Below are 12,233 nucleotides of genomic sequence, written 5' to 3' on the forward strand. Positions count from 1 at the left end.
CCGGAAGCCTCGTACTTCACGTGCGCCATTGCTCGTGCAGTTTTGCCCTTAACGTGGCTAAAATGCGATCCGAAATAGTGGATAAATAAAATTAGCTGAAATTATGGTTAAAATACAGTAAATAATACTGTCGCCTCTACGGATGAGAACTATGCCGTTATCGCCGCACCAGCTCCATCACGAGACGCCGCTGGGTAAGCAAAACAAGTACCGCATACAGCGCGCCTCCAACAGCAACGCCCATTGCCAATTGCATGAGCGCTCCGTCCGCCTGGATCCATCCTCCCACAAAGAGAAGCCTCACGGTCACCGCCATCAAGCCCGCCAGCAGCAGAGGGAATAGCGTGTTGCGCATGCCCGCGATGAGGGGAAGACCGGCCACCTTGAGCACGACCCAGAGGTAGGACAGCAAGACACCGACGTTTGCGATGCACAGGAAGACGCAGAGGCCATAAAGCCCATTCCACCATGCGCCTGCAATCATCGCGAGGATTGTCGTGATTGCGCGTCCGAGGCCGAAGCGCCAAAGGACTGTCGCATGGCCGGTTGCCTTGAGGTAGGGGATGAAGCTGCCGCAGGGCGACATGATGCCCTTTGAGACGGCAAGCAAGCCAAGCACCGGGGCCGCGAAAGCCCACTTCTCCCCGAAGACCACAGTCATGGCCGGTTCGGCCACAGCCCAGATGCCAAACAGCATGGGCGCCAACAGCAGCGTGGTCGCCTGCGTAGTTCGCGATAGAATGGCAGCCTGCTTCTCGCTATCGTCATTCATGCGACTGAACGAAGGGAACAGAACGCTCATCAGCCCGGTAAGGACAATTTGATTTGGAAGATCGGATAGCCGGTTGGTCAGATTGAAGGTGCCGGCCTCAGGCAGACCAAGCATACGAGTTATGATGACAATCGGCGACTGGAATGACAGGAAGCTTACGAAGTCTGCGCCAACGAGGCGCACGCCATAGGACATGTGACGGCGCAGTTCCGGCATTGCGAAATGAAAGCCGGGTAAATAGCCTGCGGCAAGAAAAAGGCCAATGAAGCGCAGGCCCGCGCTGACATAAAGCTGGCCGATAAGGGCCCAGATTCCATATCCTCCAATGACGATGGCAATGGCAGCAATTGCGCCCATAGCCTCCGCAAAGACGGAGACGAAAGCATCCTTATCGAAGGCCATGCGACGGGAGAGCTGGCTGCTTGCCACGTCTGGCCCAAGGTAAAGGACGAAAAGCGGCGCAAAGATTTCCAGCAACCAGGCGGCTTCCGGCGCGCCGAGAAGCGATGCCAGAGGTTGGGCAAACAGATAAACCAGGAAGCCCAACGTGGTTGCAACGCCCAGGTTCGTCCAGAAGATCGTATCATCGCTGACGGCATCTTCTCGGGCGTCGCGGATCAACCCGGCAGTCAGCCCTGCCCCGGCAAAAAGCAGCAGGAAGGTGATCACAATCATCCCGCTGGCGACCATGCCGAGTTCCGACGGTGACAGATAACGGGCCAGAATGGGGACGCTGACGAATTTGAGGGTGAAGATTGCCACCTTGGATGAAATGCTCCAGATGACACTGGTAATCGTCTTGCCCTTCGCAGCCATACACGACGCTCCGGTTTTGGATGGCCCGATCCATCAGGGCGAAAACGCCAGCCGGATGTGAACCACTGAGAAACTGGAGGGGCGGTAGGGCTGCAATATCCCTTCCACCCCGGTTGAGACTTCGGATGCCTGCGAGGTCTACCCTGAAATCAGAAAAGTCCTGCGACCCGCTGAACAAACAAACGGACCATGGCCGATATAGGGCAGGATTGCTGCACTGCCACCAGAACTTATCATGCAAAGGCCGGGAATTGTCTCTGGCGATCTTTGGCAAAACAGGCACATAGCTAGGCGAGACAAAAACGCAGACGCCTGCTGCCTTCGAAAATTGTGCAGTGCAAATGAAAGAGTTTGCAAACTCGGTTGCCGGAGTGGTTGACGTGGCCGTAGCGAAAGCTATAACCGCTGCACATCTGGCTTTGGTGCTTCGCTCAGCGGGCCATCGCATATTCCAGAGGAAGAGTGTCCGAGTGGTTTAAGGAACCGGTCTTGAAAACCGGCGTGCGGGAAACCGTACCGTGGGTTCGAATCCCACCTCTTCCGCCAGAATGAAGGATTACAGAAATCCTTCTTACTTCTTGATCCTGATTTTGCTTGAGTTGATCCAGCTTGGACCAGCCTCTGTTTGTACCGCGGCTGACGCGCGCTTGGGTGTAACATCCGATGCGTGCTCGAGGTCATCTTCGCTGATGCTGCGCTCGAAGTTTTCCGTGGGGAATCGGACGCGGTAACGTTTTGAAACACCGCCCTGCCCTTGCGGCTGGAGCGCGACGATTCTGCCGACGCCGTCGGACTGACCTGGCATCCGAACGCGCAGAATAACCCGATCGCCGGATTCGAATTTCTGTCTGGCCATGGAGATATCTCCGTATTGCGAACAATAAAAAAGGCCGGGCAATACCCGACCTCTCCAAGCTATCTATCTCGCTGCCAGTACATCCGTGGTCAGCGTGACTGCATAACGTTAAGCTGCTTGCAGGTTATCCGCTGCGCTCTTGCCCGAGCGGCGATCCTGAACGATGTCGAAGCTCACCTTCTGGCCTTCTACGAGCGAACGCATTCCTGCGCGCTCTACAGCTGAAATGTGCACGAAAATGTCCGCGCTGCCGTTTTCAGGCTGAATGAAACCAAAACCCTTGGTGGCGTTGAAAAACTTAACTGTGCCGATGTTCATAACGATTTCCTTTTCTCAAACCGTTGTTGGACCCGCGATACCTTGCGGGCAAAGATCGAAATATTTGAGAGGAAATCCGAAGAGAGCGTGAAAGCTCTGAAACGACGTCACAAGCAATTTGTCGATATGGAGAATGTACTCCTTATTAATTTTATTGCAACAGCGAAATCGGAAATTTCCGATATTTCATCGAAATCATACCGCAAGCCGCTGTTTTAATGAGGTTTAATCTGAAAATATTTCTCGTTCAGGATAATTTTTTATCCGCATGGCCAGAAATATTTTACCGGCGCACCCGCTTTTCCAAAGCCGTGAGAGCCTGATTGACAAGGAATGCGAGCACCGCCACCAGCAGACCGCCTTGCAGGATGAAGGCGTAGTTGTAGCTCTGAAGACCGGCAACAATGACCTCCCCGAGCGTTTTTGCCGCAACAGTCGAGCCGATCGTCGCTGTGGCGACGCTGATGACGGCAGAGATTCGAATTCCGGCAAGAATGAAAGGCAAGGCAAGCGGCAGTTCGACTTGCCACAGCCTTTGGCTCTGCGTCATGCCGCTTCCCCGAGCCGCTTCGACGATGGGTGGGGGTACGGTGCTCAACGCTGTCAAAGCATTTTCGAAGATGGGTAGAAGCCCGTAGAGGATCAAGGCGATGAGGGTCGGTCCATTGCCAAAGCCAAGAATGGGAACGCATAGCGCCAAAACGGCAACGGGTGGAAATGTTTGTCCAATCGCGACGACACTACGGGAAAGCGGTAGGAAATCCGCACCAAATGGCCGCGTAACGAGAACCGCCAGAAAAAGAGCAATGAGCGATGAGCTTGCCGTGGCCGTAACAACGAGCATGAGATGCTGAAGTGTCAGCCAGGCGAGACTATCCTGCTGATAAATGGCGGGGGCGTTGCCGTCAGCGAACCATTTGAAGAGAGGCGTGAATGCTGCGGGATCGAACAGGAAGGCGACAAAGATCAATAGAAGCAGCAAGGTGAAGGGCTGGTATCGGTTGCCGCTCATCCTGCCTCCGATGCCGACTGGATGAGGCGCGCCAGCGTAACGCGCCCTGCCCGCTCTCCGTTCTCCGTCACAACTGGCGCAGCGTCGCGCCCCTCCCATAGCAAACGGGCCAATGCGTCCCTCTGGCTCAGGCTTTCGAAAAATGCATCACCTTGCGCCTCGCCGGGCTCTGTCAGGGAGTTCACTGTTCCAAGGGAAAGCAATCTGAAAGGGCGCTCTACGCTGCCAACCATGGATGAAACGAACTCGCTTGCCGGATGACGCAGGATCGCTTCAGGTTTTGCATATTGAACCAGGCGGCCAGCATGCATCACGGCTATCCGGTCCCCAAGCTGGAATGCCTCCTCCATGTCATGCGTCACCAGAAGAATGGTCGTCTTCAGTTGCCTTTGTATGGTCAGCAGATCATCCTGCGCCTTGGCACGGATGATCGGGTCCAGCGCGCCAAAAGGTTCATCCATCAGCAAGAGACTTGGCTCTGCCGCAAGAGCACGCGCCACGCCGACACGCTGTTGTTGCCCGCCGGACAGCTCATGCGGATAACGCCCGGAAAAATCCGCAGGCGACAGCTGAAACAGTTCCAGCAGGCTGTGCACCTTTTCGTAGATCCGCGTCCTCCGCCAGCCAAGCAGCCTGGGAACGGTTGCGATATTCTCAAACACCGTGCGGTGGGGAAACAATCCATGCCCCTGAATTGCATAACCAATCCTGCGGCGAAGCTCGTGTGGCGCCATCGCACGATTGTCTTCACCATTGACCCGTATGGTACCGGAGCTTGGCTCAACAAGGCGGTTTATCATTCTGAGCAGTGTGGTCTTGCCGGAGCCTGATGTTCCCACCACGGTCGTGATCGATCCGGCAGGCACCTTCAGCGACACATTTTCGACGACTGTCTGACCGTCGTAGATCTTGGAGAGATTTTCGATCTCAATCATCGCGCTGCCTTTCTGCCGGGACCCCTTGCGCCATCGACCAGGGCGTCCATGGCCACTGCGGCGCAGAGCGCCAACACTACGGTGGGCAAGGCACCCAACAGCACCAGATCCATCGCCGTTTGCCCTATTCCCTGAAATACGAATACGCCCAGTCCACCGCCGCCAATCAGCGCCGCGATGGTCGCCATGCCGATGTTCTGGACAAGCACGATCCTGATTGCGGTGAGGATGGCAGGCATGGCAAGCGGCACTTCTATGCGCCAGAGAAGCTGCTGCCGGCTCATGCCTAGGCCGCGCGCCGCATCCACCGTAACGGCGGAAACATTGTCAAGGCCGGAAACCGTATTCGCAACAACCGGCAGCAACGAGTAAAGTACCAGAGCGACAAAGGCGGGTGCCGCACCGATACCGCGAATGCCAAGATCGGAGGCTCCCGGCATATGAACGGCCAGCCAACCCATGGGAGCAATCAACAGGCCGAAAAGAGCCATAGAAGGTATAGTTTGCACCGTATTCAATAGCGCCAGGCACAGACGTTGAAGCTGAGGAACACGATGACAGACAAGGCCAAGCGGCAGGCCGATCAGCAGTGCTGCCATAAGTGAGCCCGCAGCGAGAAGAACGTGCCGGCTCACCTCTCTCCAGAACACATCAGAACGGGACGCGTATTCCTTCAGGATAGAGAGCTGGCTCCAGCCGCCAGAGACAAAAAACAAACCACAGACTGCTAGAAATGCGGCAAGCAGTACGAGCCGCCATAGAGGCGGCAACTGGATCTTGGCCAGGGCATCCAAGATTGTGAGCGTATTGGCGAAAAGCAAAACCCAAAAGCCGGAGGCCAGGGAAATCCGAGCAAAGCCATTGCCCGGCGCAACAAGGTGCGTGGCTGAAAGGCCTGCCGCGAACATGAGAACAACAACGGCCAGCAAGGCGAAGGCAAGCCTGACCGACAGACGCAGCTTCACCATTACCACGAGGCTGGCAACCAGAACGGCAGCAATCGTCAAGCCAGCGACTGGCGTTGCGACAGCCTCCCATAGCGGGAGAGCCTGCCCCTGCACGATGCGGTTTGGCTTAAGCACCACCAGGGGTAAATATGCCATCCCCAACAGATTGAGGATGGCAATCAGAAAACCCAGCTTGTCCAAGCGGCTGCCAATCAAGAAGAATAATCCCACACTGTAAAGGCGTGTTGGTATGGGCCGATGCGAAACAGGAAACCGAGCATCGACAATTCCTATTTCAGGAAGCCGTTTTTCTTCAGGAAGTCGTCAGCCACAGCCTTTGCGGGCTCCCCGCCAAGCTGCACCCGGCCATTCAATTCCTGCAAAGTCACGAGATCGAGCTTGGCAAAAACCGGCTTGAGGATGTCCTCGATCTTCGGATTCTTTTTCAAAACCTCCTCGCGGATAACAGGTGCTGGCTGATAGACCGGCTGAACACCCTTGTCGTCCTCCAAAACCACAAGACCAGACGGTGCAATGCCGCCATCAGTGCCATAGACCATGGCCGCATTGGCCCCATTGGTCTGGTTGGCCGCGGCGGCAATTGTTGCGGCCGTATCACCGCCGGAAAGAGTGATGAGCTGGCTGGGCTGAAGCTTGAAATCGTAGGTCGTCTGGAAGGCAGGAAGTGCTGCTGCTGAATTCACGAACTCGGACGAGGCTGCAAGAACCACCTTGCCGCCACCGCTGACATATTTGCCGAACTCGCTGAGGGTCTTGAGCTGACCTTCATCGGCCACGTCCTTGCGAACCGCAATACCCCAGGTGTTGTTTGCAGGCGAAGGTGCAAGCCAGATGACCTTGTTGGTATCGAAATCAAGCCTCCTTACCGCCTCATAGGCCTTGGCGGCGTCCTTCCAGACCGGATCCTCCGCCTTGTTGAAAAAGAAGGCGCCATTACCGGTATATTCCGGGTAGATATCAATCTCTCCGGCCAGCAAAGCCTTGCGAACCACGGGCGTCGCGCCAAGCTGAATTCGGTCGGTGGTTTCGATGTTGTTTGCCTTCAACATGCTCATGATGATGTTTCCGAGCAAGCCTCCCTCAGTATCAATCTTAGAGGAAACGACCACCTGCGCCTGAGCAGCCGATAAGGAGAAACCCAGCGCCACCACAGCGGCGCCCATCAAATTGATCTGCTTTTTCATCCAGCACCCTCGCCCTCAAAGAGAACCCCGATTTTGGTTCCCGCCTGCAACTTTAGCCCTATCTAGGGCAGCGTGAAGAACAGACGAGTCAGCCACTGCTAAAATTCACTGGCGGAATGCACGTTAGCCCGTTGCCGCTTGCTCTCTCTTCAATGGGGGAGCAATGGCCTTGCGTCCAAAGATGAAAAGGACCAGTGCTAACGCGGCAACACCACCATGCACCCAATATGCGAGAGAGTAGCCGCCCTTATCCGTCAGCCAGCCAGCAACAAGATTGCTGGATGAAGCCCCAATCCCCTGCACCGTCATGATTGCACCGAGGCCCACATTAAAACGGCCTGTACCTGAAAGGATACGTTCTGCTGCAAGCGGCGTGGCGATACCGATCAGCCCAGCACCAATGCCATCCAGTATCTGCACTGGATAGATGGCTGCAAAGTTTGAAAAACTGCCCGCGATAGCACCGCGAATGGGCAGCGCCATCAGACCCACGATGAAAATCGAAGCGAGCCCAAAACGTGAAATGAGACGCGGCGCCGCAAGAGCCACGACGATCATGGCAACCTGAGAAACGCCCGTCGTAATGGCTGTCGTGCGGAACGGGCTGCCCAGCTGGATTGAGAAATTCTGCGCAATGAGGCGGCTAATCGGCGCATTGCCGAAGTGGAAGATCATTAGGACCAGGGCCAAAAGGATTAGACCCTTGCTATGCGTCAAAACAGAGAAACCAGATGGACCTTCGTCAGCGCCGTGAGTGTTCATGCCACGTGCCACGCGGTTATCAATGTGGCGCGGATCGATTGCGAGCGTCGCAAGGATGGCGGCAGCCGCCGTCATCACCATCAGGCCCACCACGCCGTTCAGTCCGAAATACATGCTGCCAAGATAGATTGCAGCAAGAGAAAACACATTGCCTGCATGGTTCCAGAATTCGTTGCGCGAGACTTGATCGGTAAAGCGCCTCTCACCCACAAGGCCCAAGGTTAAGCCCATCAGCGCCGGACCGATGACAGCACCCACGATTGCGGTGGCTGACTGCCCCCCAAAAACCGAGAAATTGTTGGGTGTGGCCAATGTCCAGAGTGCCATCGCTGTTACGAGAAGCACGGGAATAATGATGAGCGTTCGCTTGTGATCCGAAGCATCAACGAGAGCGCCGAAAAACGGAGTTGCGATCATTCCCAATATGCCGCCGACAGTGGCCACAACGCCGAGGGTGAACGGTTGCCATCCATGCGTTGCGAGAAATCCATCCAGAAACGGACCAAGCCCATCTCGCGCATCGGCAAGGAAAAAATTCAATGTAGCAAGGGCAATAAGTGAGCGACGTACATCGGTCGAAATTTGATCAGCCAAAGGATAGGTCTCCTAAACGCAAGCCCGACCCAATGCTGGATACGCCGTCCGGTTCCGTACAAACATACCGACTGACACAAATTTAATATTCTGCTTCTCAGAGTTGTCAGAGAAGCAGCCAGCACTTCAATCAGCTTCACATCTGGCTTCGGTCCTGTTATGTTCTATCTATGTTCCTTGAATACAAGCGTAGGCTGATTAAGTGATTCCTGAAACGAGCAGTCCGTTGAGAGAGCATAAAAGGATTGGCATCTTCATGGAAGAGCCCTTGGCGGCTGTTCGCAAGATCATCCACGTGGATATGGATGCATTTTATGCCTCTGTGGAACAGCGCGACAATCCAGAGCTTCGCGGCAAGCCTGTCGCTGTTGGCGGCGCGGCTGCCCGTGGCGTCGTGGCCGCGGCAAGCTATGAAGCACGAAAATTCGGCATTCACTCAGCCATGCCCTCTGTGACTGCAGCGCGCAAATGCCCCGAACTCATCTTCGTGAAGCCGCGCTTTGAGGTGTATAAATCAGTATCCCAGCAGATCCGTGAGATATTCGCTGAATACACACCCCTCATCGAGCCGCTGTCTCTGGACGAGGCCTATCTCGATGTGACCGAAAACCTCAAGAACATGCCCGTTGCGACCGAGATCGCGCTTGAAATCCGTCGCAAGATCAAGGAAGCGACCGGCCTGAACGCGTCTGCCGGTATCTCCTACAACAAATTCCTGGCCAAGATGGCAAGCGACCTGAACAAGCCGAATGGGCAGGCCGTCATCACACCGCGCATGGGTCCTGCTTTCGTCGAACAACTTCCGGTCAAGAAATTTCATGGCGTTGGTCCAGCCACGGCGGAGAAGATGCACAGGCTTGGCATTCAGACCGGCGCTGACCTCAAGGCGAAGTCACTGGCATTTCTCGCCCAGCATTTCGGAAAGTCCGGGCCCTATTTCTATGGCATTGCGCGGGGCATTGATCATCGTCAGGTCAAGCCGGACCGGGTGCGGAAATCGATCGGCTCGGAAGATACATTTATTGAGGATATTCACGCCCTGGAGCCGGCAAAGCAGGAGCTGGCACCGTTGGTATCGAAAATCTGGGGCTATTGCGGTGCCCGCAATCTTTCGGCAAAAACGGTCACGGTGAAAGTGAAGTACAGCGATTTTCAGCAGATGACGCGCAGCCGAACCCAGTCGCTTTCCTTTGCAAGCGAGGCGGAAGTGCTGGAGATAGCCGAAGCATTGCTGGAAACCGTCTATCCCTTCAGGCGCGGTGTTCGCCTTCTTGGCGTTACGCTCTCCAATCTGAGTGAGGCCGCAGAACAGGGCACCAGCCAGCTTCCTCTTTTCCGGTGATTGAGCGGAACCTTGTTGCGAGAGATGGGTTTGCCTTTCGAACCCGGGCTGTGTCAAGCGGACGCGACAGGGACGGAGAACATGGGTATTTTTCCGCTTTCTTCTCATGGCCAACGAATTGGCAGGCGAGCTTCTTACCTGTCCAGCCCGGGATCGCCTGATTTCATCGAGGCTTATTCAGCCGCTTTTGGCAATTCCGCTTCAAGCTCGTAGGAATAGCCTTCCAGCATGGAATAGGCTTGCTCGATGGTCTTGATCTCGTTCTCTGCCTTGGTGATGGCATCAGCGATGGTGTCGCAACGGGCGTTCAACATTCTCCCCAGAACATCGCTTTCCGGCCGCTTGCCGATTCGGTCAATGTGGTGGCGAATCCGTCCACGGTGCCGTTCTAGTTCGAGAATATGAATGCGGGTGTTGACGATCTTGTCCGTCAATCGACGGCGCATGGCCGCCACCGGATCGAATGAGCCGGGCTCTCGCTCGTCCAGAATGAAATCGTTGACCAGCGCATCAAGGATCAGCAGGCCCTCCAAATCCTTGGTGTCCGTCAGTTGCGGGTCAAAACCCGTATCGTCGTAGACTTTGCGGCGCACGGGATCGAGCAGCAGTTCGTAGGAAGCTGTGAGCTTGGAGAAAGCATCCACATCTCCACCCGCATCCGGATGCGCAGCTTTCGCACGAGATCGATAGGCAGCCTTGATTGAGGCTCCATCTGCATCTCTGTCTACGCCGAGCGTCTTGTAGGGATCGATCACGGTTCCACCTGGTGTCAAATTGTCCAAGGTCACCCTCTCGTAAAGTGCTTCGCCGGAAGCCTCAACCCCTCGCGGCCTCTTGTGGCGAAACAGGGGCCGATGCCACCTTTTCCCCATCGTTTGCAGCAACAGGTGCCATTCGACCCAGAAAACGGGGAGTGCGTCCTTGCGCCACTGGCGCCATGATGAAGCTCAAGACGAGGAAGGGCAAGAGCAGAGCGAAACTCATGCTGAGGCTTGCATGTTCGGCAACAAAGCCCAGCATTGGCGGCACACCGATATTGGAGAGGAGCAGGGTGAGAGCAAGGGCCGCAAGGTTGTCGGCTGGTTGACCCCTGCCGCGCTCGATCGTTGTTGCCACGGCCAGCGGGAAGCCGAGCGCCACGCCACAGCCCATCAGGAACAAGGCCAAGCCTGCCAGATAAAGGTTGTTTGCAGCTAGCAGAAGGATCACGCCAAGCGCCACCCCAGCGGCAGAGGCGCGGACCAGTGTCATCGTGCCGAATTTTTCGCGCAGCTTATCTCCCACCAGCCGCATTCCGCCCATGCCGACAGTGAAGAGGGCATAAAGAATGCCCGCCGTCGATGCATCCGCAGACAGCACTTCGCGAAGATAGAAGATGCCCCAATCATAGACAGCCCCTTCGCTGATCCCGATCCCGAAGACCATGATGCAGATCAGGACGATGATACGATCTGGCAGGATGAAGACAGGCCGCTTTCCACTGGCTTTGGGAAGGCGCGTCTCGCGCGGCGCAATGCGCCAGACGATAATGCAGCATACAGCGACGATAGCAGCCGCGACGGACTGATGAACGAACGGCGATATACCATGGCCAGCCACAAAGCCTGATGCCAGAGAGCCCACCAGCAAGCCGATGGACCAGAAACCATGACTGCGCGATAGAACCTTCTTGCCCGTCCGCTGCTCTATACCTGTCGAGATCATGTTCGCAGCGACATCAAGGATGGTGCGAAAGAAGCCGAAAAGCACGAAGCAGGCGAAAAAGCCCCAGATCGACAGGATGGTGAGAAGCGGCGTGATGGCGGCCGCAATCGTCAGCATGAGCGGTGCGGCAACCCGCGGCGTCAAATAGTTCACCACCCGGCCTGCAATAGGCAAGGCCATGAATGTGCCGAGCGGAACACCCAGCAAAGCCAATCCCAGCCAAGCCTTATCCACACCCAGCCCTTCCTGAATTGAAGGCAGGCGTGTGAACAGCGAAACAAAAATCAGCGCGTTGCTAAAGAAGAGCAGCGCAGGCGGCGCGAGAATGTTCATGGGGCATAACCGATGGGAGGAATCACGAATACGAATCTCACTCAGCAGCGGCAGAAACAAGGAGAAGCTGCATGGATGATAGTGATCGATTCCTGAAATGACGACGTAGTTGCCAACAGGAAACAGTTTATGTCACTCTGATGAAGGAAGGCGCAGTTCCTGCCGCATCCAGCGGGTGTGAATGCTTCGCCTTTTCCGGGGAGAACGCCCATGCAGTCCCGATTCGCAATGGTGCTCTTATTCTTCTGTCTTCTGCCCCTGACGCTCGCCCGTGCGGAAGACCCCTTGGTCGAGGCGCAGAAAATCATCTCGCAGCAAATTGCCGCGCTCCAGGCCAATGATGCAAAGGCGGCCTATTCCTTTGCCTCGCCCGATATTCGATCCAGGTTCCAGGATGAAGCGGTCTTCCTGGGTATGATACAGGCGCTGTATCAACCCCTGTTCGGCGCGCGCAACTACGCCTTCGGTCGCTCAAAGCTTGTTGGTGGCGGAGAAACGGTGTTTCAGGAGGTCATTCTCTCCGGTCGTGACGGCAAAGACGCGACCGCCATTTACGATCTGCGCCTGCAAGATGATGGCAGCTACAAGATCAATGGAGTTCGGATGCTGGCGAAGACCGCCAGCACCGGCATCTGAC

Annotated in this window: 12 protein-coding genes and 1 tRNA gene; 3 read left to right on the forward strand and 10 right to left on the reverse strand. The window is 55.8% G+C overall.

All coding sequences use genetic code 11. The features are described 5' to 3' along the window. Positions 1-157: 157 nt before the first annotated feature. On the reverse strand, positions 158-1,588 hold the full coding sequence (locus ACFSE1_RS02715; RefSeq protein WP_377396176.1) for a lipopolysaccharide biosynthesis protein: 1,431 nt from the start codon (positions 1,586-1,588) through the stop codon (positions 158-160). A 456-nt stretch (positions 1,589-2,044) separates the two neighbouring features. Between ACFSE1_RS02715 and ACFSE1_RS02720 the strand changes: the two genes are divergently transcribed. Next, positions 2,045-2,134: transfer RNA gene (locus ACFSE1_RS02720), tRNA-Ser, on the forward strand. A 25-nt stretch (positions 2,135-2,159) separates the two neighbouring features. On the opposite strand, the gene ACFSE1_RS02725 is transcribed toward ACFSE1_RS02720, so the two are convergent. From ACFSE1_RS02725 to ACFSE1_RS02755, 7 genes are all read right to left on the reverse strand, one after another. Beyond that, positions 2,160-2,444: a cold-shock protein gene (locus ACFSE1_RS02725; protein WP_377396179.1), complete on the reverse strand. Its 285-nt coding sequence runs from the start codon at positions 2,442-2,444 to the stop codon at positions 2,160-2,162. 108 nt (positions 2,445-2,552) lie between these two features. Next, positions 2,553-2,762: a cold-shock protein gene (locus ACFSE1_RS02730; protein WP_377396183.1), complete on the reverse strand. Its 210-nt coding sequence runs from the start codon at positions 2,760-2,762 to the stop codon at positions 2,553-2,555. 283 nt (positions 2,763-3,045) lie between these two features. After that, positions 3,046-3,774: an ABC transporter permease gene (locus ACFSE1_RS02735; protein WP_377396186.1), complete on the reverse strand. Its 729-nt coding sequence runs from the start codon at positions 3,772-3,774 to the stop codon at positions 3,046-3,048. Beyond that, a complete protein-coding gene (locus ACFSE1_RS02740) occupies positions 3,771-4,709 on the reverse strand; it encodes an ABC transporter ATP-binding protein (protein WP_377396189.1) in 939 nt (312 codons plus the stop codon). The genes ACFSE1_RS02735 and ACFSE1_RS02740 overlap by 4 nt, the downstream gene beginning before the upstream one ends. Next, on the reverse strand, positions 4,706-5,869 hold the full coding sequence (locus tag ACFSE1_RS02745; RefSeq protein WP_377396581.1) for an ABC transporter permease: 1,164 nt from the start codon (positions 5,867-5,869) through the stop codon (positions 4,706-4,708). Before ACFSE1_RS02745 ends, ACFSE1_RS02740 begins: the two co-directional genes overlap by 4 nt. A gap of 77 nt (positions 5,870-5,946) precedes the next feature. Beyond that, entirely contained in the window at positions 5,947-6,840 is an 894-nt protein-coding gene (gene osmF / locus ACFSE1_RS02750) for a glycine betaine ABC transporter substrate-binding protein OsmF (protein WP_377396583.1), read from the reverse strand. A 144-nt stretch (positions 6,841-6,984) separates the two neighbouring features. Then, positions 6,985-8,217, reverse strand: coding sequence for an MFS transporter (locus tag ACFSE1_RS02755; RefSeq protein ID WP_377396192.1), 1,233 nt, complete (start codon positions 8,215-8,217; stop codon positions 6,985-6,987). A gap of 256 nt (positions 8,218-8,473) precedes the next feature. Between ACFSE1_RS02755 and dinB the strand changes: the two genes are divergently transcribed. After that, on the forward strand, positions 8,474-9,559 hold the full coding sequence (gene dinB / locus ACFSE1_RS02760) for a DNA polymerase IV (RefSeq protein ID WP_377396195.1): 1,086 nt from the start codon (positions 8,474-8,476) through the stop codon (positions 9,557-9,559). A gap of 173 nt (positions 9,560-9,732) precedes the next feature. Here the strand turns inward: dinB and ACFSE1_RS02765 are convergent, their stop codons facing one another. Next, entirely contained in the window at positions 9,733-10,314 is a 582-nt protein-coding gene (locus ACFSE1_RS02765) for a J domain-containing protein (RefSeq protein ID WP_377396585.1), read from the reverse strand. Positions 10,315-10,375: 61 nt separating this feature from the next. Continuing rightward, positions 10,376-11,596, reverse strand: coding sequence for an MFS transporter (locus ACFSE1_RS02770; RefSeq protein WP_377396198.1), 1,221 nt, complete (start codon positions 11,594-11,596; stop codon positions 10,376-10,378). A 210-nt stretch (positions 11,597-11,806) separates the two neighbouring features. Between ACFSE1_RS02770 and ACFSE1_RS02775 the strand changes: the two genes are divergently transcribed. Further along, complete coding sequence (locus ACFSE1_RS02775; RefSeq protein ID WP_377396201.1) at positions 11,807-12,232, forward strand: DUF4864 domain-containing protein; 426 nt, start codon at positions 11,807-11,809, stop codon at positions 12,230-12,232. Position 12,233: the final 1 nt, after the last annotated feature.

It is taken from the genome of Affinirhizobium helianthi (genome assembly GCF_042680945.1).
GTDB classification, from domain to species: Bacteria; Pseudomonadota; Alphaproteobacteria; order Rhizobiales; family Rhizobiaceae; genus Neorhizobium; species Neorhizobium helianthi.